Origin of the sequence: Corallococcus sp. AB045, from assembly GCF_003668895.1 — a bacterium.
GTDB classification, from domain to species: Bacteria; Myxococcota; Myxococcia; order Myxococcales; family Myxococcaceae; genus Corallococcus; species Corallococcus coralloides.
The window spans coordinates 26,326-49,612 of record NZ_RAWN01000059.1 but is presented as its reverse complement, the minus strand read 5'-3'; the positions used below and the strand labels follow the sequence as shown (position 1 = coordinate 49,612).

Annotated in this window: 22 protein-coding genes and 2 pseudogenes; 13 read left to right on the top strand and 11 right to left on the bottom strand. The window is 68.6% G+C overall.

Features of this window, described 5'->3' with window-relative positions:
• A partial coding sequence (locus D7Y21_RS16610; RefSeq protein ID WP_233612126.1) for an MYXO-CTERM sorting domain-containing protein occupies positions 1-1,539 on the top strand: 1,539 nt, incomplete at its 5' end.
• Between the two features lie 43 nt (positions 1,540-1,582).
• Here D7Y21_RS16610 and D7Y21_RS16605 read toward each other — a convergent pair.
• Together D7Y21_RS16605 and D7Y21_RS41455 are read right to left on the bottom strand one after the other, a co-directional pair.
• Positions 1,583-1,960, bottom strand: coding sequence for a DUSAM domain-containing protein (locus tag D7Y21_RS16605; RefSeq protein WP_121714306.1), 378 nt, complete (start codon positions 1,958-1,960; stop codon positions 1,583-1,585).
• Positions 1,961-1,967: 7 nt separating this feature from the next.
• The gene (locus tag D7Y21_RS41455) at positions 1,968-2,348 is read right to left on the bottom strand and encodes a hypothetical protein (protein WP_147469306.1); all 381 of its coding nucleotides are present in this window, start codon (positions 2,346-2,348) and stop codon (positions 1,968-1,970) included.
• Between the two features lie 123 nt (positions 2,349-2,471).
• On the opposite strand from D7Y21_RS41455, the gene D7Y21_RS16600 reads away from it, so the two are divergent.
• From D7Y21_RS16600 to D7Y21_RS16580, 5 genes are all read left to right on the top strand, one after another.
• Entirely contained in the window at positions 2,472-3,719 is a 1,248-nt protein-coding gene (locus tag D7Y21_RS16600) for a metallophosphoesterase (RefSeq protein WP_370038726.1), read from the top strand.
• 152 nt (positions 3,720-3,871) lie between these two features.
• The gene (locus tag D7Y21_RS16595) at positions 3,872-4,270 is read left to right on the top strand and encodes a hypothetical protein (RefSeq protein WP_233591291.1); all 399 of its coding nucleotides are present in this window, start codon (positions 3,872-3,874) and stop codon (positions 4,268-4,270) included.
• On the top strand, positions 4,230-5,054 hold the full coding sequence (locus D7Y21_RS16590; protein ID WP_233591292.1) for a DUF4157 domain-containing protein: 825 nt from the start codon (positions 4,230-4,232) through the stop codon (positions 5,052-5,054). Before D7Y21_RS16595 ends, D7Y21_RS16590 begins: the two co-directional genes overlap by 41 nt.
• A 60-nt stretch (positions 5,055-5,114) precedes the next feature.
• A complete protein-coding gene (locus D7Y21_RS16585; protein ID WP_121714303.1) occupies positions 5,115-5,723 on the top strand; it encodes a putative glycolipid-binding domain-containing protein in 609 nt (202 codons plus the stop codon).
• Between the two features lie 310 nt (positions 5,724-6,033).
• On the top strand, positions 6,034-6,447 hold the full coding sequence (locus D7Y21_RS16580; RefSeq protein WP_223639461.1) for a helix-turn-helix transcriptional regulator: 414 nt from the start codon (positions 6,034-6,036) through the stop codon (positions 6,445-6,447).
• Between the two features lie 7 nt (positions 6,448-6,454).
• Here D7Y21_RS16580 and D7Y21_RS16575 read toward each other — a convergent pair whose 3' ends face one another.
• Positions 6,455-6,874 carry a hypothetical protein gene (locus D7Y21_RS16575; RefSeq protein ID WP_120560846.1) on the bottom strand — a complete coding sequence of 140 codons (420 nt, stop codon included), beginning with the start codon at positions 6,872-6,874 and terminating at the stop codon, positions 6,455-6,457.
• Between the two features lie 362 nt (positions 6,875-7,236).
• Here D7Y21_RS16575 and D7Y21_RS16570 point away from each other — a divergent pair, with 362 nt between their 5' ends.
• The 3 genes from D7Y21_RS16570 (at position 7,237) to D7Y21_RS16560 (ending at position 13,185) form a co-directional block, all read left to right on the top strand.
• Positions 7,237-10,275: a TonB-dependent receptor domain-containing protein gene (locus tag D7Y21_RS16570; RefSeq protein ID WP_233612125.1), complete on the top strand. Its 3,039-nt coding sequence runs from the start codon at positions 7,237-7,239 to the stop codon at positions 10,273-10,275.
• Between the two features lie 206 nt (positions 10,276-10,481).
• On the top strand, positions 10,482-12,050 hold the full coding sequence (locus D7Y21_RS16565) for an ATP-binding protein (protein ID WP_158627300.1): 1,569 nt from the start codon (positions 10,482-10,484) through the stop codon (positions 12,048-12,050).
• A 193-nt stretch (positions 12,051-12,243) separates the two neighbouring features.
• A complete protein-coding gene (locus D7Y21_RS16560) occupies positions 12,244-13,185 on the top strand; it encodes a hypothetical protein (RefSeq protein WP_120560849.1) in 942 nt (313 codons plus the stop codon).
• 19 nt (positions 13,186-13,204) lie between these two features.
• Here D7Y21_RS16560 and D7Y21_RS16555 read toward each other — a convergent pair whose 3' ends face one another.
• The 4 genes from D7Y21_RS16555 to D7Y21_RS16540 all read right to left on the bottom strand — a co-directional run bounded on the left by D7Y21_RS16555 (position 13,205) and on the right by D7Y21_RS16540 (position 16,073).
• On the bottom strand, positions 13,205-13,690 hold the full coding sequence (locus D7Y21_RS16555; protein WP_120560850.1) for an SRPBCC domain-containing protein: 486 nt from the start codon (positions 13,688-13,690) through the stop codon (positions 13,205-13,207).
• The gene (locus D7Y21_RS16550) at positions 13,687-14,049 is read right to left on the bottom strand and encodes a helix-turn-helix transcriptional regulator (RefSeq protein ID WP_120560851.1); all 363 of its coding nucleotides are present in this window, start codon (positions 14,047-14,049) and stop codon (positions 13,687-13,689) included. The genes D7Y21_RS16555 and D7Y21_RS16550 overlap by 4 nt, the downstream gene beginning before the upstream one ends.
• A gap of 11 nt (positions 14,050-14,060) precedes the next feature.
• Positions 14,061-14,492 (bottom strand): VOC family protein, encoded by a 432-nt coding sequence (locus tag D7Y21_RS16545; RefSeq protein WP_121714299.1) that lies wholly within the window; start codon positions 14,490-14,492, stop codon positions 14,061-14,063.
• Positions 14,493-14,576: 84 nt separating this feature from the next.
• Positions 14,577-16,073, bottom strand: coding sequence for a hypothetical protein (locus tag D7Y21_RS16540; RefSeq protein ID WP_121714297.1), 1,497 nt, complete (start codon positions 16,071-16,073; stop codon positions 14,577-14,579).
• 1,765 nt (positions 16,074-17,838) lie between these two features.
• Here D7Y21_RS16540 and D7Y21_RS16535 point away from each other — a divergent pair.
• Positions 17,839-18,105 carry a hypothetical protein gene (locus D7Y21_RS16535; protein WP_120560860.1) on the top strand — a complete coding sequence of 89 codons (267 nt, stop codon included), beginning with the start codon at positions 17,839-17,841 and terminating at the stop codon, positions 18,103-18,105.
• Between the two features lie 151 nt (positions 18,106-18,256).
• Here D7Y21_RS16535 and D7Y21_RS43345 read toward each other — a convergent pair whose 3' ends face one another.
• The 4 genes and pseudogenes from D7Y21_RS43345 to D7Y21_RS16520 form a co-directional block, all read right to left on the bottom strand.
• Positions 18,257-18,436, bottom strand: coding sequence for a helix-turn-helix domain-containing protein (locus tag D7Y21_RS43345; protein WP_255427327.1), 180 nt, complete (start codon positions 18,434-18,436; stop codon positions 18,257-18,259).
• A pseudogene (locus D7Y21_RS43340) lies at positions 18,431-18,730 on the bottom strand (recombinase family protein); the annotation flags it as partial. The gene D7Y21_RS43345 and the pseudogene D7Y21_RS43340, both read right to left, overlap by 6 nt.
• A gap of 201 nt (positions 18,731-18,931) precedes the next feature.
• Positions 18,932-19,411 carry a hypothetical protein gene (locus D7Y21_RS16525; protein ID WP_120560862.1) on the bottom strand — a complete coding sequence of 160 codons (480 nt, stop codon included), beginning with the start codon at positions 19,409-19,411 and terminating at the stop codon, positions 18,932-18,934.
• Between the two features lie 120 nt (positions 19,412-19,531).
• A pseudogene (locus D7Y21_RS16520) lies at positions 19,532-19,924 on the bottom strand (NAD-dependent deacetylase); the annotation flags it as partial.
• Positions 19,925-20,115: 191 nt separating this feature from the next.
• On the opposite strand from D7Y21_RS16520, the gene D7Y21_RS41450 reads away from it, so the two are divergent.
• The 3 genes from D7Y21_RS41450 (at position 20,116) to D7Y21_RS16500 (ending at position 22,795) form a co-directional block, all read left to right on the top strand.
• On the top strand, positions 20,116-20,574 hold the full coding sequence (locus tag D7Y21_RS41450) for a hypothetical protein (RefSeq protein WP_147469305.1): 459 nt from the start codon (positions 20,116-20,118) through the stop codon (positions 20,572-20,574).
• Between the two features lie 1,510 nt (positions 20,575-22,084).
• Positions 22,085-22,375 (top strand): hypothetical protein, encoded by a 291-nt coding sequence (locus D7Y21_RS16505; RefSeq protein ID WP_121714287.1) that lies wholly within the window; start codon positions 22,085-22,087, stop codon positions 22,373-22,375.
• 108 nt (positions 22,376-22,483) lie between these two features.
• Positions 22,484-22,795: a hypothetical protein gene (locus tag D7Y21_RS16500; protein ID WP_147469304.1), complete on the top strand. Its 312-nt coding sequence runs from the start codon at positions 22,484-22,486 to the stop codon at positions 22,793-22,795.
• The last annotated feature ends 492 nt before the right edge of the window (positions 22,796-23,287 follow it).

Below are 23,287 nucleotides of genomic sequence, written 5' to 3'. Positions count from 1 at the left end.
GCGCTGAGCTACTCCGTGTTCGAGCGCTTCGCGTTCGGAGGCGGCGGCGGCGCGGGGCAGGGCTCCGACGCGGCCGGCTCCAACGGCGCCGCGGGCGGCGGCGTGGTGTTCATCCGCTCCACCGCGTTCGAGGGCAAGGGCGTCTACAGCGCCTCGGGCTCGACGGCGGGGGCCTCGGCGGGCAACGACGGCGCGGGCGGTGGCGGCGCGGGCGGCGCGGTGGTGCTGCGCGCGGTGGACATCGTGAACTGCGGCGGGGTCGAGGCGCGGGGTGGCGCGGGCGGTAACACCCAGTTGGACAAGCAGCCCTTCGGACCGGGCGGTGGTGGCGCCGGGGGCCGGATCCTGCTCGAGGGCAAGACCCTCGCGTGTGTGCCCAACGTGAGCGCGGGCAGCGCGGGTGTGTCCGCCTACCCGGGCGCGGGTTCGTACGGCGCGGGGCCGGCCTCCGCGACGTCGGATGGCGGCACTCCGGAAGGGGGCCCGTCCGCGGGGACGGTGCAGGAGATGGCCCAGCCCTTCCAGGTTCCCGTCACGCCCGTCATCACGGTGCCCGTGTCGGGCGAGGCGTCCACCACCACGCGCCCTCGCTTCGAAGGGACCGTGGGCACGAACGGGCCGGCCGTCCACATCGTCGTGGATGGGCGCGAGATTGGCGCGGCGGTGCCGGGCTCGGACGGCCGCTTCACCTACGACCCCACCACGCCGCTGACCGCGGGCACGCACGACGTGGTCGCCTGGGCGGAGTCACTGGGCGTTGCGAGCAAGCCCTCCACGCCGGTGCGCTTCACCACGCCCGCGGTGGTGCTCGCGGACGGTGGTGTCGTGCAGATGGCCGTGCTGGTGGTGCCCTCGAACGGGGACACGGTGGGGCCCACGCCGCTGTTCGCCGGCACCGCGCCCAATGGCGCCAGCGTGGGCGTGGTCATCGACGACGGACCGGACAACATCGTGCCGTTGGACCTGCTGGGGCGCTTCCGCTACCAGGTGCCGGACTCCGCGCCGCTGAGCGTGGGCACGCACAAGGTCACGGTGCACTCGCACAACGAGGCGGGCGATGACGGGCCGTACTCCGACGTCGTGGGCTTCGAGGTGGTGGTGGCCGGCGCGGACGGCGGAGCGGATGGCGGCACCGACGCGGGCCCGGCGGATCCGGCGATGCCCATGGTGCTCGTGCCCGAGGAGGGCGCGACGGTGGATCCGACCTTCATGTTCGTGGGCGTGGCGCTGCCCGGCACGACCGTGCGGCTGGAGCTGGACGGCACGGCGCTCGCGACCGCCACCGCGGATGGCGAAGGCGTCTTCCGCCACGTGCTGACGGCGGACAAGGCGCTCGCGACGGGGGCGCACAAGGTCGTCGCGCAGGTGGTGACCGCGCAGGGCGAGGCGGGGCTGCGCTCACCGGAGGTGGGCTTCCAGGTGCGAGGCCCCACCGACCTGGATGTGGGCTGCGGCTGCGGCTCGGCGCCCGCGGGGATGATCAGCCTCTGGGCGCTGGTGGGATTGGGCGCCCTGGTGCGCCGCCGCTCGCGGAGCTGACAGGGGCAGGGCGCGGTGCCTCGCGGGCGCCGCGCCCGGGCCATCAGCCTTCATCCAGGGCTTCGAGCTGGACTTGCGCGATGTCGCGGTAGAGCGGCACCACTTCGTCCTCCACGATGGCGCGGAGCACCTGCCGCGCGCCGGCCATGTTGCTCATCTCCTGGAGCCTCGTCGCTTCGCTGAGGGCGCGTGACAAACGGTGGGACCCATCCCGGATGCGCCTTGCAATCTCGGTGAGCAGCGTTGCGGCGCTTGCCTCGCTCTGAAGCGCCCGCTCGACGTCTGCTGCTGGAATGCCGACCTGGGGGCCGGTGCGCTGGAGGATGGAACGCGACTCGGCGGTGAGCGTGAACGGCTCCCCGGCCGAGACGCGACGCGAGAGGTCCCGAACGTCGTCCCAGTTCAAATCCTGCTCGTTCATGGGGCTCCTAATTGCGGCGAGGACGGCAGAGGTCGAATGGCCACTGCTTCTGGCCCTCGCAGTTTCGCAGGCAGGCGTAACAGTCGCCCAACCAACGCGGCTTCTTCGAGTCCTTGCACTGCACGTAGCGGTCAATGCAGTGCTGTCGCCATCCCTCGTTCGGATCATCCACCTCTTTGAGCGTGGCGCCGACCGCTGCTGCTCCGGCAGCCGCAGTACCCAGGAGGGCAGCGGCCTCGGCGTCAGTGAGTCCACACGCGGCCGGATTGCCCGGGTGGGCCTCCACGCAGCACGTCTCGCTGTCGATGCACGTCGCGGTCGCGCAGCCCGTCGTCAACACGCTGCACAGCGCCAGCGCGAGCCAGGAATATCCAGGGAGTGATTTCATGTTTACCAAGAAATACTGGTTCACGGCGGGCCCGCCAGGCGTCCGGCCGGGTCGGCGGGCGCGGCGTGGGGGTGGCCGTTATCTTCCTGCGCTCGAAGGCGTCCCGGCTCCCGGGATGACAGGGTGGCGCGCGTGACGACGGACGTGTCCTCGGAAGAAGTTTCCTCGCGGCGGGCCCGGCGCTCGGCCGGGGCTCCGGGCTGGCGGCGGGGGTTGTCCCTCCTCCTGGGGTTGGGTCTGCCCGTCGCGCTGCACGTCTACATCGGCCTGCGCCTCTTCACCGCGCCCGGCTGGCCCGCTCCCTGGGCCGCCGTGGGCTGGGGACTGCTGGGCCTCTGCTTCCTCGTCCTGCTGGCGGGTTTTCGCGCCGCGCGTCGTGAGGCCACCGGCTTCTCCCGCGTCATCCAGTGGGGCGCGTACCTCTGGCTGGGCGCGTTCGGCGTGTTCCTCACCGCCGTGCTCGCCTCGGACGTCGTTGGCGCCGCGCTGTCCCTGTCCGGCACCGTCACGGACATGCACGCGCTCGCCCGGGGCCGCGCGGCCGCCGTGCTGGGCACCGTCGTGCCCGCCGTGGCCTTCGCCTTCGTCACCGCGCGCGGCAAGGCCCGCGTGGAGCGCACCACCGTGGCTCTGAAGGACCTGGGGCCCGGCCTGGAAGGCATCCGCGTCGTGCAGCTGTCCGACGTGCACGTGGGCCCCACCCTGGACGGCGTGTGGCTCCAGCGCGTGGTGGACCAGGTCAACGCCCTGAAGCCGGACATCGTCGCCATCACCGGTGACCTGGTGGACGGCTCCGTGGACGAGCTGCGCGACCAGATGACGCCGCTCGCGTCCCTCGAGGCCCCGCTGGGCGTCTACTTCGTCACCGGAAACCACGAGTTCTACCACGGCGCCCGCGCCTGGATGGCCGAGGTCGCCCGGCTGGGCATCACCGTCCTCACCAACGAACACCGCGTCGTGGAGCGCGGCGGCGCCCGGCTCGTCGTCGCCGGCGTCACCGACCACGACGCCGGCCACATCGATCCGCCCCTGGAGAGCCGCCCCGACCTCGCGCTCGCCGGCGCCCCGCCGGACGTGCCCCGCCTGCTGCTGGCCCACCAGCCCCGCACCGCCCTGTCCCTGCAGGGCCTGCGCGTGGACCTCCAGTTGTCCGGCCACACCCACGGCGGGCAGATCTTCCCCTTCATGTTCTTCGTGAAGCTCCAGCAGCCCGTCGTCCAGGGCCTGGCCACCGTCGCCGGGACCCGGGTCTATACGCACCGCGGCACCGGCTACTGGGGACCCCCGCTCCGCCTGGGTCCCGCCCCGGAGATCGCAGCCCTCACCCTGGTAGGAGCTCCCCGTTCTGCCGGTGATTCAAGCCAAGCTTGATATTTCCGTTCTTGCTGCTTATTGTTCGGGACGTGTCCACCGCACCGTCTTCCCTCCTTGTCCCGGAATTCGCTTTCAGCCGTCCCACGGCGCCCGCGGTCCCGGGTGCGCGGCGCGGGACCCGGGGCCCGGTCGCTTCGCCCCGGACGGGGATGGCGGCGCCGGTGCTGCTGGTGGTCTCCGAGGCCCCCGAGGTCCGGCTGGCGGTGGCGCGTGAGGTGGGGTTGGGGTGCCGGATCGTGACGGCGCTGGGGGCGACGTCGGCGGACCGGCGGCTGGACATGGGCGTGGCGGTGGACGGGCTGGTGCTGGACCTCGACGCGGATCGCCGCGTCGTGAGCGATTTCCTCTGCCGTCTGGTGGACCGGGGCTTCCACGGTCCGCGCATCCTCCTGTCCTCCGGTTTCCGTCCTGAAGCGAGCGCCACGTTCCTGACGGCCTGTGACACCCACTTCGCACTCGGCCGGCCCTGGCGGGCCGGTGAGCTGCGCACGCTCCTGGAGAGGGTCCTTGGGGTCTCCCACCTCGCTCAATCCGCAAGCCGTCCGTGACTCCCGCCGTGACGCTCCCCGCCTGGCGCCTTTGACGGCGCGGGTGGCGGACGCGGGCCACGGGCTGTTCACCGGCATCGCCGGGGCGTCCGCGGGCGCCGCGCGCAGCGCGTACCTGGCGCTGATGCTCTTCGCCAGCGGCATGGCCCGCTGCGCGACGGGGCGCTCACGCGACGGGCTGCCGCAGCTCAAGCGCTGCCTGTTCCGCGTGGCGCAGGTGCCGGTGGACCTGGTGCTGATGCTGGGCGGGCGCGTGCTGTCCGCCGTGCAGGTGGTGACGGGCCTGGAGCCCGTGGGCCGCCGGCTGACGGACGCGGAGGTGGAGCGGCTGCGTCCCATCTTCGGCGACAGCCTGGACTACCGCTGCGTGCGCGTGAAGGAAGGCGCCCTGGGCCTCCTGGGCCTGCCGGGCCGCGCGTTCGCTCATGGGGATGTCCTCTTCATCCCGCCCGGCTACGGCGCGGTGGGCTTCCGGCTGCTGGTGCACGAGCTCACGCACGTGTGGCAGCACCAGCACGGCGGCACGGGCTACCTGAGCGGCGCGCTCGCCGCCCAATACCTGGGTGACGGCTACAACTGGCGCAAGGCCGTGGGCCACCGGCGCTGGGCGGAGCTCAACCCGGAGCAGCAGGCCCAGTTCATCGAGGACGCCGCCGACGCGCAGCTCATCCCCCACGTGGGCCGCCCCACGCCCCAACAGCGGCTGCGCGGCTGGAGCGACGCCGCCCTGTGCCTGCTGGACGAGGCCCTGGACTGCCTCTACGCCGGACGCGGCGCTCCGTGAGACCCGAGGCGGCTCCCGAGGCGGCTCGGTGACACTCCCGAGCCCCCGGAGCCCCGTCCCATGACGGCGCGCACCGCCCGGCCCGGCGGAGCGCCCGAGGGCCGCTGCCTGCAGGCCCTGACCTGGCGGCGCCTGGAGTCCCCCGGCACCGAGCACTTCGAGCTGTGGGAGTCCGCCTTGGGACCCCTCCTCACCGGCACCGTGGTGGGGGTGGGCGAGGGATTGCCGCTGCTCGTGCGCTACACCGTGGCGTGCGACCCGGACTGGCACACGCGCGAGGCGCGGCTGGTCGTGCACCAGGGCGGCACGCGGCGCACGCTGGTGCTCCAGGTGGATGACCACCAGCGCTGGTGGCGCGACGGGCGCGAGGTGCCGGAGTTGCGCGGGTGCGTGGACGTGGACCTGAGCGTCACCCCCGCCACCAACACCCTGCCCATCCGCCGGCTGGGGCTGGAGCCGGGCCAGTCCCGGGACGCGACGGCCGCGTGGGTGCGGCTGCCGGACCTGTCCCTGGAGCGGCTGGAGCAGCGCTACACCCGGCTGTCCTCCACCCGCTACCGCTATGAGAGCGCGGGAGGCACCTTCGTCGCCGAGCTGGACACCGACGCCCTGGGGCTCGTCACGCACTACCCGGATGGCTGGGAACGCGTCGCCACGACGGACGGTTGAGCCCCGGCGCAACCCCAGGGCCCCGAACCCGGACAATCTCCCAGTCCTTCCAGGGCTCGCATGTCGTTTCATGTGGGCTAATGGAGCCATGAACGACGCGCTTCCGGTGGACGTGGGAATGCAGGACTACCTCCCATATAGGAATGGGCCCGGGTGACGTGGCGGGTTATAACGACCTCTGAACCGTTCCGGCGGTGGAGGGGTCGCGAGCCTTGCGGCCACCCCACCGGACGTCACGTGCAAGGTTGATGTGGTGAAAACCCACCCCCGAGGTCCTCTCGCATCCGGCCGCGTCCGGAAGAAGCCCCGTGTGGCGCCCGCGTCGGCGGCGGCGCTGTCGCGGCGGCAGTTGGAGCGCAAGCTGGCGGTCAGCGTGGGGGCGGCGGCCCGGGCCGCGCGGCTGCGGGCTGGCCTCACGCAGGCGGACGTGGCGGATCGCGTCGGCATCGCGTCGGAGGTCTACGGCCGGCTGGAGCGGGGCAAGATGATGCCCAGCGTCCCCACGCTGTTCCGCCTGTGCCTGGCGCTGCAGCTGTCCGCGGACGCGTCCCTGGGGCTGGCCCTGGCGGCGGCGGCGGGCGCGGGGCTGTGGGAGGAGGACTCCACGGACAAGGACGACCTGCCGGAGATGCGCCGCCTGCTGCGCGCGGTGCGCCGGCTGCCGCGCCCCCAGCTCAAGCTGATGAGCCTGGTGGCCAGCGCCATCCTGCCCACGCGCCGCTAAAAGGGCCTCAGGGCGCGGACGCGGAAGGGCGGGCCGTGCCCGCGCGCGGGTCGGCTTTTGTCACCCGCCACACCCAGCCGGACGGGGTGGGGTCGCGCTGCGCGGTGTTCACGTCCACCGCGTACACGTCCAGGGTGTGCTCGCCCATGGGCAGGTCCTTCAGGCGCCACGGGGATTCGCAGGGGATGTAGAGGCTGCCATCCAGCGAGCACCAGAACACGGGCTTCAGCGTGGTGGCGGTGAAGACGAAGGTGGCCTCCCTGGAGGGCGTGGCCCCGGGGGGCCCTTCGTCGATGAACGTGTCCGGTCCTTCATTGCCCGCGCGCGCCAGCGACGGCGGGAAGAGCAGCGGCATCAACATCAGGCCCAACAGCAGTGACGCGAGCAGTCCGTGGGGAAGGTAGCGCAGGGACGGCGGCGGAATCATAAGCAGGCTCGCGTGACGCCGGGCGCCGCGCGAACCCTGCCTTGGAGCATGTCGTTGGAGAGAAGTCTGGAAGGGTTGGGGCGTTCCACCATGGGCATGGCGTCCGGGGAAATGGGAAAGGGCGACTTCCTGGAAGGTGGGGATGGATCCGAAATGGGGCGCCCCGTCCCAGGGACCCACCTCGTCATCCACGGCGAGACGTGACGCGGAGGGTAAATGTCCTCCAGCGGAAAGGGTTCGCCGCCCGCACGGCCCCGGTCGGGCGGTGATGGCACGCGTCACGGAGCAGCGCTTGTCAGGGCGGACATCCCCTGGCCTCATGGATGATGGCCGGGACCCGCCTTGCACGAACGCCATCGCCCATGACCTTCGCGAAGAGGAGCACGCCCTGGCACGCCGCCGCGCTGGCGCTTTCCCTGTGTCTGTCGTGGCCGGCGCTGACCGCTCGAGCCCAATCCCCTGAAGCGGACCCTGGCGGTGCCCGGCTGGGCGACACCCTGGACGCGGGCCTTCCCGTCACGGAGGAGAACCTCACCACCGGCTCCGCTCCGCGCGGCATGGACGTGCCGTGGACGGAGGGGGACGGCCCCCAGGACGGCGGCACGGTCGCGAAGGAGGCGGACCTCCAGCGCACCACGGACGGTGGCTGGGCGGTGGAGCCCGGCGCGGCTCCAGGCGACGGAGCGGACGGAGGCCCCGCGCTGGCCGCCTTCGTGCCGCCCGCGCTGGTGCGGGACTCGCCCGCGCCGTACCCGCCCCGGCTGGTGGGCGAGGGCGTGGCGGGCACGGTGAAGCTGGAGCTGCTGGTGGACGAGGCAGGCGAGGTGGACACCGCCACGCTGGTGGAGGGCGTGCACCCGCTGCTCAACGAGGCCGCGCTGCACGCGGCGCCGTCCCTGCGCTTCTCTCCCGCGATGATGGAGGGCCAGCCCGTCGCGGTGCGCCTGTTCTTCGAGTACCGCTTCGAGGCGCCCGTCCCCGTGGCCAGCGGTGCGGACGGCGGCACGCTCGTCCCCCAGGGCCCCATCACCCTCAAGGGCCTGGTGCGGCAGAAGGGCAACCGCCGGCCGCTGATTGGGGCGACGCTGGTGTCGGACGCGGCGCCGGATTCGCCGGTGCAGACGGACGAGAACGGCCGCTTCGAGGCGCGCTTCCCCACGGGCGGCCAGGCGGTGCGTGTGTTCGCCCCGGGCCACAAGCCCGGCCTGTTCCGCGAGGCGCTGAAGGCCAGCGAGTCGCTGGAGGTCGTCTACGGCCTGGAGCCGCTCGTGGTGAACCCCTACGAGACGGTGGTTCGCGGCGACCGCGAGCGCACGGAGGTGAGCCGCATCACGCTGCACGACGCGGAGCTGCGGGAGGTGCCCGGCACCATGGGCGACCCCTTCCGCGTGGTCATGCTGCTGCCGGGCGTGGGCAGCATGCTGTCCGGCGTGGCGTACCCGGTGGTGCGCGGCAGCCAGCCCGCGTCCACGGGCTACTTCCTGGACGGCATCCGCATCCCCATCCTCTTCCACCTGTTCCTGGGGCCCGCGGTCATCCACCCGGACTTCCTGGACGCCATCGACTTCTACCCAGGCTCGCCGCCGCCTCAGTACGGCCGGCTGATGGGCGGCGCCATCGACGGGCGCCTCACCCGGCCTCGTGATGACCGCGTGCACGGCAGCGCCTACGCGGACTTCATCAACGCGGGCTTCTTCATCGAGACGCCCTTCAAGTCCACCGGCACCAGTGTCAGCCTCGCGGGCCGCTATTCCTATACGCCGTGGATCATCGCGCTCGCGGCCAATCAGTTGCAGGACCCGCCGCCGCCGGGGCGCACCAATCCCAAGGTGGTGTTGGACTTCTGGGACTATCAGGCCCGCGTGGAGCAGGACGTGGGGCAGGGCAAGCTGCGGCTGTTTGCCTTTGGCTCGTCGGACACCTTCGGCTCGGAGGCGCAGGACGACCAGGGCGACACCGCGCTCCAGTCCGTCGCCTTCCACCGCGTGGACCTGCGCGGCCGCCACCCGTTGGGCAAGGGCGAGCTCGAGCTTGGCGGCACCTGGGGCATGGACCGCTTCGCCGTCGTGTCGCGCGGGCCGGACAACGGGAACGAAATCTACATCGACCAGGGCAACTTCTCCGGGCGCCTGGGCTACAGCGTGCCCTTGGATGAGCGGCTCTTGCTGCGCGCGGGCGCGGACCTGGAGCACAAGCGCGCCATCGTGGATGTGCTCACGGTGGAGAACGGCCAGGAGGTGGAGGAGGACACGGTGCGCGTGCCCGTGGCCCTGGCCACCTTCACCGGCGCGTACGCGGAAGCCGTGTGGACGCCCAATGACAGATGGACGGTGGTGCCCGGCCTGCGCCTGGACAGCTACCACCTGTCCGGCGGGTTCGACCACAAGGTCATCGAGCCGCGCCTCACCGTGCGCCACAAGCTCACCGACACCGTGACGCTCAAGGGCGGCGCCGGCATCTTCCACCAGCCTCCCACCACCCTCATCAGCCTGCCGGTGGTGGACGTGGGCAGTCTGTTGTTGGGCCTCCAGGAGGGCGTGCAGCTCTCCACGGGCGTGGAGTGGAAGGCCTTCGACAAGTGGGAGGTGGGGCTGGACGTCTATGTGAACCCCATGCTGCGCACCATTGAACTCACGCCCTTCTCCGACGAGGGCCTGACGGACGACCTGGACGACATTGGCGGTGATCCGGACGAGCCGCCGCCCGCGCCCGGGGGTGGGGGCGTCCGACAGGATGGCTTCCGCCGGGTGCGCGCGCGGCAGGTGGACGTGGATGGACCGCCCATCAGCCGGGACGACTGGGACCTGCCGGACTTCACCAGCCATGGCCTGGCGTATGGGTTGGAATTGCTGATCCGCTACCCGCTGGGGAACAACTGGTTCGGCTGGCTTTCGTACAGCCTCCAGCGCAGCACGCGGCGCACCACCTTCTACCGGTATGACTCGTCAGGTCGGGCCGTCTCCGAGGACACCGCGGATCTGCCCTTCGCGTTCGACCAGACACACATCCTGAACCTGGTGGTCAGCCACAAGTTCTCCAACAACATCACCCTGGGAGGCGTGCTCCACTTCAACAGCGGACGCCCGGAGTACGGCACCCTGGGAAGCCAGACGCACCGCGAGGGCGTGGACACCGACGGCCGCCCCACGTGGGTGCAGGTGGATCGCGATCAGGTGGACCGGCTGCCGGCCTTCTTCCGCTTCGACCTGCGCGTCTCCAAGGCCTGGGCCTATGAGACGTTCAGCCTGGAGGCCTACCTGGACATGCTCAACGTCACCCTCAACACGGAGACGCTGGGCTTCGATTACCTGGGCGGCGGCTACAGCCGGCAACCCCTGACCAAGAGTGCGGTGGGTCTGCCCATTGCCCTGCCCATCATCGGCGTCAAGGGCCGGTACTGACCTGTCCTGAAGGGCAGGTCACTGCTCGGGGGTGAACCGAATTTCGCGCACCCTGCCCTCCAGGGCTGCTCCACTCGTGGCCAGATGTGTCAGTATTCCGTGAGACGCGGGTTTTTCCAGCCTGCCCGGCACCGACGTGAAGGGTGGGGGAACAGACCTGTAGCGTCGGGGGGAGCACGATGATGGGTTTGTCCTGGGGGCCGGGAATGGCTCCGGCATGGGAACTGCCCGCTGACAGCGAGACGCCCTGTATCTTCCTCGAGCCGCTGCACGGGGAGACGGGCGAAGCGCTCGACTTCCGTTGGACGTCCATGAACGTCCCGGCGGAGGGCTGGGTGCGCTCGCTGGAGCTGGGCCGTCACGTGTCCCTGTGGACGCGGGAGGGCGCCACGCTGTTCGACATGGCGGCGCTCGTGCGCGTGCTGATGCGCGGTGTTCCGCATGTGGGACTGCTGCCGGGGGACGCGGCGGGGCGGCGGTACGTGGTGGTGCGGCACGGAGAGGGATTGGCGTTGTGGCTGTTGCCTCGCGACGAGGGCCAGGCGGCGGACGCGCATCAGGCGGAGCGGGAGCGGGCGGCGCGGCAGGAGGTGGAGGCGGCGCTGGCCCGGGCGGAGCAGACGGTGAGCGCGCTGCGCGAGGCGGAGGAGCGCTACCGGCTGGCTACGCGCGCCACGCATGACGTGCTGTGGGACTGGCACTTCGCCACGGACCACGTGCGGTGGGACCCGGGCACGGGGAACGCGTTCGGCCACGCCACGTCCGTGCTGGAGCACAAGCTGGGCTGGTGGGGCGAGCGTGTGCACGACGACGACCGGGACCGGGTGGTGGACCGGCTGGTGGAGTTCGTCGCGTCCACGGGTGACGTCTGGAGCGAGGAGTACCGCTTCCAGCGCGCGGACGGCAGCTGGGCGCATGTCCTGGACCGGGGCGTGCTGGCGCGCGACGACGAGGGGCGCCCGGTGCGGATGATCGGCTCGATGATGGACGTCACCGAGCGCACCCGTCAGATGGAGACGATGGTGGAGGAGGCGCGCTTCCGCGAGCGCTTCATCGGCATCCTGGGGCATGACCTGCGCAATCCGCTGAACGCCATCGTGCTGTCCGCGCGGGCGCAGAAGCGCCGGGGGCCGCTGGAGTGCACGCCGGAGCAGCACCGCCAGCATGCGCAGCGGATTGAATCTTCCGCGACGCGCATGGGGAACATGATCGCGGACCTGCTGGATTTGACGCGCGCCCGGCTGGCCGGCGGCATCCCGCTGCGCAAGGGCCCCACGGACCTGGGGGCGGTGTGTCAGCAGGTGGTGGACGAATTGTCCGCGGCGTACCCGGACCGCGCGGTGGCCGTGGACGTGGACGGCAAGGCGGAAGGGGAGTGGGACGCGGAGCGGCTGGCGCAGGTGCTCTCCAATCTGGTGGGCAACGCGCTGGAGCACGGCAGCCCGGACGCGCCGGTGTTCCTGCGCTGCTGGACGAAGGGCGAGCACCAGGTGCTGGAGGTGCAGAACCCCGGCAGCCCCATCCCGGAGGAGCTGCGCGAGCGGCTGTTTGATCCATTCCGCCAGGGCGAGGGCGAGCATGAGCAGGGCGGCCGGCGCAACAGCGGGCTGGGGCTGGGACTGTTCATCGTGAAGGAGATCGTCCAGGCGCACGGGGGCACGGTGGAGGTGGCGTCGACGCAGAAGGAGGGCACGACGTTCACGGTCCGGCTGCCTCGGCCGCCGCGCCCGAAGGCGAAGGCGAAGGCCGGCCGGAGTCGGACGCGAACCGCCTGATCTTTTGGAAGGGGTGAGCGTTCGCCGCCATGCGCTGAGGGAGGGAGCGTCCGCCGCCGCACGCCGCGCGTGTTGTGCGAAGGACCGAAGGGGATGGGCCGGGAGGGCAGGGATGCTGCGCGCTTCATCGGAGTGCGTTTACCGGTTGATCAGGCCGCACGGCTCGTGAGGCCCTCACGCGGAGGCAGTCCCCATGCATCTCAATCCCCCTCGCAGCTCTTTGCTCCGTTCCTCCCCCTGGACGGCGCTCTGCCTGGCCGCGGCCCTGGTGGGCTGCGGTGCTTCCATCGGCGATGCCACGGAGGAGGTGGGCCAGTCCTCGGACGCGCTCGCCTCCACCAATGGGCTGACGGTGAATGGGCTGACGGTGAATGGGCTGACAGTGAATGGCCTGACGGTGAATGGGCTGACAGTGAATGGTCTGACGGTGAATGGCCTGGCCACGGACGCGTTCCGGACCTGGTTCCATCAGGCCCCTGCCTTGTCGGACATGGTGATGAGCTACGTGGTGAAGTGCTCGATGGCGGCGGGGACGACGCTGAGGTACCACGCCCCGGCCACGGGCAAGCCCTACGTCTGGGACGGGAGTCTGGGATTGGCGCCGGACTGGTCCGCGGGGCAGCCCATGTCGGTGGCGGAGCAGCAGGTGGTGAGCGCGTGTCTGGCGGCGCACGCGAACAAGTACGGAGTGCACGTGAACATCTCCGTGCTGGGGCGCGACGCGGTGGGCGGGGCGGTGCCGTACACCCAGGACGAGCTGAGCACCTACAGCGAGAAGGAGGCGTGCTTCTTCGGCAACCTCTTCACGGGTGAAGGCGTGTTCGCGGCGAATGACGGCGCGTACCTGGACTACGACGAGAGCACGGTGCGCACCTGCGGCCTGTCGTCCTGGAGTGACACGACGACGTGTGCGCCCATGCAGCACGTGGGGGCGTGCCGGTACTACTGCACGCTGGACGCCACGCGGACGTACTACACGCGCTGCACGTACAACGGGGTGAACTACCGGCCCATCACCACGCGCATGCTGCCCCAGGACATCTACCGCTGCGGCGACGGCGTGTGTCAGCTGACGGAGAAGTGCGGCGCCAGCACCACGCCGGACCGCTGCTCGGACTGCGGCCCCTGCAAGTAGTCAGCGGGAGGGGGCTTTCTCAAGTGGGGTGGGGCCGCGCGGCGTGGAGCCGGTAGCGCGTGACGAGGTCCCCCCACCAGCGGCCGATGGTCGCGACGGTGGCCGCTCCATCCTGGCCGTGGCGCACGGGGTGGTCCATGCGGATGGCGTCCCAGCCCCGGTGCTCGAGCACCACGCGGGTGCCGCCGAAGGTGGGCTCGAAGCGGACGTCGACCTCGGTGGTCTCTCCGGGGGCGAAGTTGCTCGCGCGCCATTGGAAGACGAGCCGCGCACCGGGCTCCCAGACGAGCACGCGGCCGATTTCGTAGACCTCCTCCTCGAAGGACTCCAGCAGGCGGCCGCCGGGGCCGGGCGGGTCGAAGCGCAGCACGCCGCGAGGGTTCTGGAGGCCGCGGTAGCGCGGGCCCTTGTTCCACCAGAGGTCGGTCTCCTCGGTGAAGACCTCGAAGGCGTCCAGCGGAGGCACGGCGACGAAGGTGGTGACGCGGGCGCGGTCGGCCGTCATGACTTGCGGCCCCCGGAGGGCTTCGTGCCGCGGGTGCGTTCGGCGTGGGCCTTGAAGGCGCCCAGCTGCTCGCCCCAGAAGGACTCCACCTCGTCGAGCCAGCCGCGCAGGGCGGCGAAGGGCTCCGGGCGCAGCGAGTAGACGCGCACGCGGGCGTCGTCCGCGTCGATGCGCTCCTCCACGAGCCCCGTCTGGCGCAGCACGCGCAGGTGGCGGGACATGGCCGGGGGGCTCATGTCGAACGCGGCGGCCAGCTCTCCGGCGGGGTGGGGCCGGCGGCGCAGCCGGTCCACGACGCCCCGGCGGGTGGGGTCGGCGAGGGCGGCCAGGGTGCGGTCGAGCGCGGACGGGGTGGCCATGACGGAGGAACCTACTTCGGCCCGAGGACGCGCTGGGTGAACCACCAGCGATGGCCTTCCAGGTCCTGGGCGCCGTAGGTGCGGTTGGTGCCCCAGTCGTCGCCGTAGTTCTTGGTCTCGGGCTCCTGGATGATGTCGGCGCCGGCCGCGCGCGCCTGGGCGCAGTGGGCGTCCACGTCGTCCACGTAGACCGTGAGGGTCTGCGTGTTGACGCCCCCGTGCAGCCGGGGGCTCTGGTGGAGACCGTGGCGCCCGGAGGAGTTCACCATGATGACGCCGTCGCCGTAGGCCAGCTCCGCGTGCACGATGGTGTTGTCCGCGCCCTCCACCTTGAGGCGCGTCTGGAAGCCGAACGCGCGCTCCAGCCAGTCGATGGCGGCGGGAGCGTCCACGTAGAAGAGGCTGGAGGAGATGCGCGGCCAGTCCTGGGGGATGGGCTTCATGGCGGTGGCTCCGGGCGGACGAAATTCGTTAACGTCAGGGTGAATGGTTAACCCTGGCGTTAACGTTCGTCAACCTGTGAGCCGCTAGAAGATGCCCGGGAGAGGCTGGTCGCGGCCGGGCATCCGGGGGGCCTGGGCGGGGTCGGTGGGCGGCGCCATGCGCGGCCCGAGGAGGGCCGGCAGGGAGGTGGTGAGCTTGCCCACGTACAGCAATCCCTGGAGGCTTTCGGTGGCGGAGGTCTTGCGCATCTGGATGTACGGGCTCAGGCCGGGGCGGGCCGCCACCGCCGGGGCGGGCGTGGCGCCCACGACGCCGCAGACCAGCTTGCTGTCGCGGTCCAGGTCGCAGCCCCAGCGCGTGCCCTGCGCGTAGCTCATGTCCAGCACGATGAGCGAACGGTTCTCCTTCATCAGGTGCGCCATGGGGGTGAAGGACGGGTCCCACTGCGTGCCCTTCTGCATCTGGGTGTGCGTGTTGCCCGCGAGCACCACCTGGACCTCGTCTGGCTTCGTGGCACGCCGCTTCGTCCAGACGCGAGCCTGGGCGGCGTCGCGCTCGCTGCCGTTCAACACGTCCGTGTCGTAGGCCACCACCGTCACGCGCAGGCCCGCCGCGCGCAGGGCCCGCATCCTGTCGATGAGGTCCATCACGGCGCGGCTGCTGCGGCCGTCCTGGTACGTGCGCGTCCAGAAGCGGCCTTCCAGCAGCGCGTCCTGGTCGGCGGGGGCGCCGGGGCTGGACAGGTACGCGTCCACCCGCGCCTGCTCCGTTTCGGGAAGTGACAGGCCCAGCACCACGGCGAGCCCTGTCTGCGCCGCCTGGCACACCACGTGGCCCACCACGTCCGGCGCTTCGTTGGAGCCCAGCTGCTCGCCGATGAGCAGCGTGAGGCCCGGGTGCAGCAGCTCCGGCAGGCCGCGCACGGACGTGGTGCACGGTCCTTCCGCGGGGAGCTCATCCTTCCAGCGCTCCAGGTAGAACTCCGGCGCCCGCACTGCGGTGGGGCGCTTCTCCTCCGCTGCGTTGCCGGCGAGGACTTCGACGGAGGGAGCGGACTCCAGCCGCAGCGTGAGGGCCTGCTCCAGGTCCAGGTCGCGGGTGCCGTGCTGGGCGCCGCGCAGCATGGACAGGCGCTTGGTCATCGCGTCGTCCTGGCCGAAGTCCACCTCCTTCACGAAGGGATTGGCCTCTTGCTCCCAGCGTTCCATGTACACCTTCCACCACACCTTCTTCCACTCGACGTCATTGCCCGCCGCCTGCTGCGTCATGCGGAAGATGCGCACGACGGACTGGCGCGGGGCCACGCTGACGCCGGTCACCAGGTAGCGCGTGTAGGTGGTGTTGCGCGAGCCGGCCCGGTCGGGTTCGGACCAGGTGGTGACGAGCTGGTTCGGATCCTCCGTTTCCTCGAACGTGTAGCCCTGCTCCTCCAGCAGCTGGCGCGTGGCGGCGAGCGCCTCCGCCAGCGGCTTCTGGAAGACGTGCTCGTACTTGGGCAGCTCCGCTTCGGGTGCACGCTTCGAGTGGGCACATCCGACAGACAGCAGAAGCACTGCGACGGTGAGCCAACGACAATGCATTCTGTCCCCCTGAGAGAAATGCAAAGCGCCTCTCAGTAGAGCCTGTTCCGCGCCGGAAAGGCCAGAGGGGGGCTTCCCGGGCCCTGGCCATGTTGTAGACCAGATCCCAATCCAGCTGGGGGCTCACGCACGAAAGGACAATGCCATTTGGGTTTCGTGCGGCTGGAACAAGGGCGGGAGATGGGGTCGGATTCCGGTGTTCGATTGATTTTCTGGAAAAGGGGCCGGCGCAATGAGCAGGTATAATGAGTTCTTGGGGTTGGCCGGATGCAGTGCCTGCGGTTGCTTGAGCGAGGTCGCCTTTCGGGCGGACATCGGAGTCTTGGAGTACAGACGGTTCTCCACTGACGACATCGTGATCAGAGTCGACGGCCAGGATGCCCAGTGAACGTTGCCCCGCTGTCGATGGAGTGGGGGCCCGCTACCGTTGAACTGTACAGTTCGGAGCGTGGGCTGGTGATGGAAGCGCCTAGGGTGCCGGGAATGCCCTTGAGGCATTCATTCGAGGTGAAAGATGAGCACCGGTCATGGTCAGGCTTGGCGAGATTCACCAGATTGGTGGCCTGAACAAACGTGGGGACCCGATTCTGCGCGAGCGTGAAGCAATCCAGGATATTCTTGACTCGACTGACTACAGCAATGAGACCATCTACTTCTGGGACAAGACGAATCCGGCTGCAGGCCCCGTCGTAAATCCGCACCTTCAGCCCAGCTGGGGTCCAGTAGGGAATCGGCAGCCATGAGTACTCAGTTTCAAATCGCAGTTGATGCGCGCGACGAGCAACGGCTCTGTGAGTTTCTGAGGGACCGCTGGCAGGCCATGTGCGCACCACGGTTTTCAACGAACCCTCAGCTAGAGGCGGTGCCGGTCGGGCAATGTTCGAGTCCCGAGCAGGTCGTGTTTCCGGCAGACCTGCTGGCTCTTGTCCAGGGTCGCGTTGCTCCCGTGGTCGGGCGGAATGGCGAGTTCCATGTCTATCCCAAGGCTGGTGCATGTTTGGAGTGGACCAGAGCACAGGCGCGGGACCGCGATGTGATTCCAGGGCGGTTCTATCTTGATGCGTCGCCCGGTGGGGGTGCGGAGGGAAGGCGCCTGAAGAACATGATGAAGGAACTCCTGGCGTTTGTTGAAAAGGAGAGTCCCCTCGTTTCCAAGGACAAGGTCCCCATTTTCGTCGGCCGGAGCTTGGCTGAGCGCGTTTCAAGGGGAGACGCTCAAGTCCTGTATGGGGGCGGCTCTCCAGTTTCCTTTGAGTCGGCTGGAGAGTAATCGGTCGGCAAGAGTCGCTTCCGTGTCAAGGACCAGGGGCATGGACCGCGTGAGGGCCGGCCAAGCGGATCGCCCCGGTGTTTCTGAGACAGACCTTCGCGATGCCTCAAACTTCTCGCCTGAGATGGGAACAGATGCGCCAAGTCTCGCCAGGGCGATGAACAAGTACGAGCCTGACTCCGGTACCCAGTGGGTGGCAAAACCTGTGTATCCTGACGAGCTTGAACAGCAGAGCTACCCGTACATTGCGTTCATGCGAGGCTCCTATGGCCCCGCCCATGCAGTGATTGTCGACAAGACGACCCCCAAGCAGGTTCGGATTCGGGACCCGTGGGGGCCGCAGGCTGAGGCGTCTCCTGAGTCGCCAGGTCCCGGTATTGGCTACGAGGCCAAGATGGACAGGTCAGAGTGCATCTGGGTTACGAGACCGGCCCACTTCTGGACCGTTACTCGGACGTCCAGAGGCGCAGGAGGCAGCTTGGAAGGAGGGAGTCAGTGAACCTGGCGCAGGCGGTTGAACTCCTGCGGAGCAGGGGTATCGAGGTCCGCTACATGGGGGGGGCTGACTCAATGATTATGTGCCGCTACAGGCACCCCGCGACCGGGAACTACGTAGCGTTCGCGCTATGCAAGAGAAGGGAGACGTGGACGTTCTCCCACATGGGGCCCGGCCAGATGATGACCGAGCGCCCCGTGGCCGACATGGAGGAGTTGGTCCGGCTGGCTCTTGAGTACGTCTCTATCGCTCGAGCGGAAGACTGATTCACGCTTGCAGCGGGCAGCTGTAGGTGGCGCCTTGCGATTCCGAGCGTGGCTGTCCCGAAATGGTGGGGTCGTCCTGCTGCTTGACGGCCCTCCCAGCAACTGTGGTGAGCAGGGGGGGGCCGGTAGTCTACTTCCGAGACAGCCCCTCTCAGGCGACTGCGGACTCCGGGCCGGCCGCCAAGGCCCGCGCCACCGTGGACCTCGGCACCTTCAGGGCCACGGCGATGGCCCGGATGCTCCGACCCATCTGCTTCATCGCGGCGATACGCCCCCGATCCGCGTCGCTTGGCCTGCTCGGCCGCCCCCACGCCTTCCCCTCGGCCTCCACCCGCTCCCGGGCGGCAGCAATCCGCTCGTTGATGCCCAGGCGCTCCATCTTTGCGGCCCAGGCCATGACCGCGAGGATGATTTCCGCCGCAGGCCCATCCAGGCTGAACCCATCGCTGATGGACACCAGCTGGCACCCGGCACCGCGTAGCTCCTCAATGACCTCGAAGGTGTCCCGGATGCCCGAGCGGGTGAGCCGGTCCAGCTTGAAGACGTACAGCCGGCGGACATGGCCACCCCGGGCATCGGCCCGGAGGCGCTCCAGTTCGGGCCGGGCGAGCGTCTTGCCGCTGCGCTTCTCGCTGTATCAGTGGGTGACGGTGTCGCCCCGGGCGGAGGCTGCGCGCTCGACGGCGGCCCGCTGGGTGGCGGTGTCCTGGGCTCGGCTGGAGACGCGAAGGTAGGCGGCGGTCGTCATGGCGGGCTCCTTGGGCGGTTGGTGGCGGGTGGGCTCGATAGGCACTGGGGGCGTGAGCGGGCGGGTGCGGCCATTGCCTCAGGAGTCGAACGTCTGGAGCTTCCGGGTGAGTCCGATGGCTTGGCGGGCGTGGGCCAGCAGGGAGTCGGACACCTCCTTGGCGAGAGGGCGGACCGGCTTGGACAGGACGTTGCGGCCGATAGCGAGTAGGAAGGGCCGGCCCTCAATCAGTCCGGCCTCGAAGTCGGGGAGGGCCAGGAGCCGCTCGCGCATCGCCCAGGCGCGGCCGAGGGCGTTGTGGTGGTCGGGCGCCTCCACCACCCCGAGCACCTTGAGGAGGGCCGCCCCCTGCGTCGCCTCCGCCACCGCTTGCTGCTGGGGGAGGCGCAGCAGGTTGAAGCGCTCGAAGAGTGCGATGGCCAGCGAGCGGTACCAGCCCACCAAGTCCTCCCGGCCGCAGTCGAGGAAGTCTGCGAGTTCCTCCGCCAGGGTGACGAGGTCCACGGGGGTGAGCATCGAGGTGGAGTCGAGGTCGCAGTAGTCGCGTGGGATGGACATGGCGAGGGCTCCAGGCGGATGTGGGTGTGGGGTTGATGCTTGCTGTGCGTTGGTGGCGGGGGACTCCTCTGGGGAGGCGCGGCTCGGATGGCGGACGGGGCTCGCGCGCCCCCCGCGGGGTCAGGCTCCGAGGAGACGCGGGAGTACCTGGCCGGCGGACGCGTCGAGGATGGTGTCGAAGTCGGCGGAGTTCTCCGCCTCCCCGACGTTCACGAGGACAGTGTGGGCGCCGTACGCCCGGGCCAGCTTCACGAGAAGGGCGGCCGGGAGCACCTGCCCTGAAGTGCCCGCCGCCAGGAAGTAGAAGGGGTATCCCTCAGCCGCCTGGATGAACCGGACGGCGCGCTCCAGGGACTCGCTCTCCACGGGTTCGCCGAACCAGGTGACGCCCGGGCGCAGGTTGGCCCCGCAGTCGGTGCAGGTCGGCACCTCGCCGTAGCTGGCCTCGTCATGGAACCCCGCGCTCCCCGGGCACTCCTCGTTCGAGCACCGCGTGACCATCAAGGCTCCATGGAGTTGCTCGACTCAACACGACTAGTTCGGATGCATGATGCGCCTGCCTTGGTTCCGATTGGAGGCTTGGGCCGGATACCAAATCAAGGTGTCATTGGTAGGATCACAGTCTTTGCTGGGGATGGCGTCGTGCTACTTCCTGGTCGGGGGTGGTGATGGGGAGTTCGTTGGCTGTTCGTGCGAGTGGAAAGATGGGTCTTGGGGATGTCATTGTTGGTGCATCGAGAGCTATTGCCGAATTGATTGATGCGCCACCTCCTGAGGTGGTGGTGCTCGATGGCTTCGGAAATCAAGACGAGTACGCGAGCTTGCGCGAGCTTGGTCGCGGCATGGCTGTCTGGCGGTTTGCCACGGTTGCTCCGCAAAGCCTGGTGTTTTGTACGGTGGTCGAAGCGCCTGATGGAGAGCTCGAAGCAATGCTCGAAGTGGGAGGCGAGCTTGAGCCGATGGGGTACGTCTTGGCCGCAGCGTTGGCGATTTCGCTGGCGAGAGTTTCTGGGGCTGGAATTGTCGATGAGACCAAAGCCTGGACAGGTGCTTATGAGAACACTGTTCAAGGGTTTCTACATCAGGTTGGGGTGCGAGGAGATGGATGGGGGTGCCAAGAAGCAGCCGGTCGATTCGTGGAGCGTCTTCGCCATCTGAGATGAGGGGGGAGTGATTCGCGTTGGCTCCGACGCGCTTGCCGACGAAGCCACTCTTGCAAATACTGTCGCGCACGAATTGAGTCATGGGTGCGGCTGTCTGCGTGGCGGTATTCATAAGCCTCATGGAAATATGTCGTCTGTTGGTGATGGAAGTCCCTGTGGTGCTGGGAATGCCCTTGAGGCATTCGAGGTGAAAGATGAGCACCGGTCATGGTCAGGCTTGGCGGGGTGTGCCGGAAGAGTGCCTGCGGGAGTGGTATGCTGTCTTCGCAGGCTCAAGAGAGGGCTTGAACTTGTCCTCGCCATGCCCGGTCTGTGGCGCACGAACACTTCATCGGTATTATCAGCATGGAAAGAAGGTTGAGGTCGTGGCTGATGGAGAGTTGTACGTGTCGCGCGGAGCGAGTTGGGAGTGGTGCAGTGCCTGCCGTTCCTACGAACATGCAACAGCGCTTGTTCCGGCGTGGTGGTCAGGTGAGCTGGATGTAGATCTGTCAAAGCTCACGGCTGAGCCCGAAGCGTTGGAGGCAGCGCTTCGTCAAGCGTGAGAGGGTGTTTGCTCCCGGATTGGGTAATAAGGAGCGGAAGGTTTTGTGCTTGGATGCGATGGGGCGCTTGCGGAAAACGGACAAGAGCCTGAAGGATGCATCGCTTTTCCTGGAGAGTAGGTGACGTGGAGACATGACGGTCAAATGCGTGACTATCCGCCAGGGTATTTCGAGCAAGTAGAGAGGGCCGCCTTGGATGGGGACTCATCTGCCATGCTGCAAATGGGAGTATGGTTACTAGGAGTCTCTGGGAGCAGGCTGAAGCGCGATCCGGTCGGGGCATTGCGGTGGCTCCGGCGTGCAGCTGAGGAGGGAGGTCAAGCCCATGCCATGGAATTGCTAGCAATGGAGGCCGATTCCAGGTCAGGACGTAGCCCGGATGCTGCTGCCGAGGCAGCAAGATGGTATGCGCGAGCGCTTGATGCGTATGAGCTCGCAATTCAGCGTGGCGCGCCTGGGGCGCGTGAGAATGCTGAGGGCCTGCGTCGGAAGCTGGAATCTCGTGTCAGGTAGTGCTGGAGTGTGTTGTGAGTTGAGGATCTATGGCTGTGTATTCAGTTGCGCACCTCAGTGGTGAGTTCGAGCAGGGGCCTTGACCAGCAGCCCTGGGGCTCAGGCTACGGGCGGGATGTCATCGTCATCAGAGACGGCCATGATGCCCAGTGAACGTTGACCAGTTGTCGATGGAGTGGGGGCCCGCTACCGTTGAACTGTACAGTTCGGAGCGTGGGCTTGCCGTGCACGTCTTCAATCATGACCTCACGAGCGAAGAAGCCGTGCGCAAGAGCGTCCGCTTTGCAATCGGGCGGGTCCGGTGGTTCATGCGCCAGTTGCCCGAGGGCACGAGGCATGCCGTCCGGTTCGATGACCGGGGGCAGGTGCTGGCGAGTACTGCCCGCGAGAGCATCAAGTCCGCTCTCGCGCCTTACGTGGTGGGCGTCACCTTTGCGTCGGAGAGGTCGTAGGTGTCTTTCAATCTCATCGCTGAGGCGCAGGTGCAGGTCGAGTGGCCGGACCTCCACTCCGAACTCGCAAGCGCAAGAAGGCTTGTTGAGTTGTTACCTGTCCCCGCCGAGGCGGGCGAGAGCGACGCCATCGGGATCTCTGTGCCTCTTCGTGCCGCTTCCGAGGATGTATGGGCAGAGTTGCTCGTGATACTCGGCGCGCTGACTCGAAGGGGGATGCGCGTTTACGACCTGCAGGCGGGGCGCGAGGTTCTCTCGTTCGAGGAACTGCGCCGCGGTCTATGGGGCTGAGAGGGTGGCCCGTTGCCTCGTGGAGGTGGGCCTGCTCCTTCGCTTGAACTCCTGATGCTCCACGGCCTGGTACGGAGCACCACCTACCCAACCAAGAGGAACCCTGTAGTGGACGCCTCACGCCAAATCCTGTTCTGGTTGTTGGAGCGCTATGTCCTTTGGGCTATCGGCCGCCTCAGTGCCGAGGACGAAGCGAAGCTGGAAGTGGCTTGTCCGAAGCTGCGAACTGTATTCCACGCAGAGGGGAGCTGGCAGGCTGTGCTCCGGGCCGCGATGCAGTGGGACACCGATCCCGCCGCAGAAATCATCCTGATCTGGAAGAAGAACGAGGAACGCGCACGGCGGCATGGAGAGGTGATTGATCCGGATGACTTCGCCAGGAGATTCGTGGGGATGAACTTCGTTCCGGATCCGCATTGATCTCCGTGGTTGGAAACGACAGAAGGAACAGTACGGACCGATGCTGTTGGGGAGCCATGATGGGCGCATCCGACGGACAGTTGGAGCAATGCGGCGATGAGCCAACGACAGTGCATCTGGCCTCCTGCCGGGGGGATGTGGAGCTGAGGGGGCTGCGCGATGGGCAGGTACAATGAATTCTTGGGAGTGGTTGGGTGCAGTGCCTGCGGTTGCCTGGGCGAGGTGGCCTTTCAGGCGGACATCGGTGTCCTGGAGCACAGGCGTTTTTCTGCCGGTGAGATTGTCTGGGGGCTTGCACCCAAGATGCTGCGGTCGCCCGTGGGGCCTGAGTCAGGGACGGTAGGGCGAGACGTCTGGGCTTACGGACCTGGCCGCTGCCCGAATTGCCTGGCCGAATTGTGGGCGGTTGTTGAGGTCCGGGGGGGCCGGTTTTCCCGGCTCGCGCTGACACCCGAGCCGGAGAATCCCGACGCATGGGGGATCCTGCCGCCT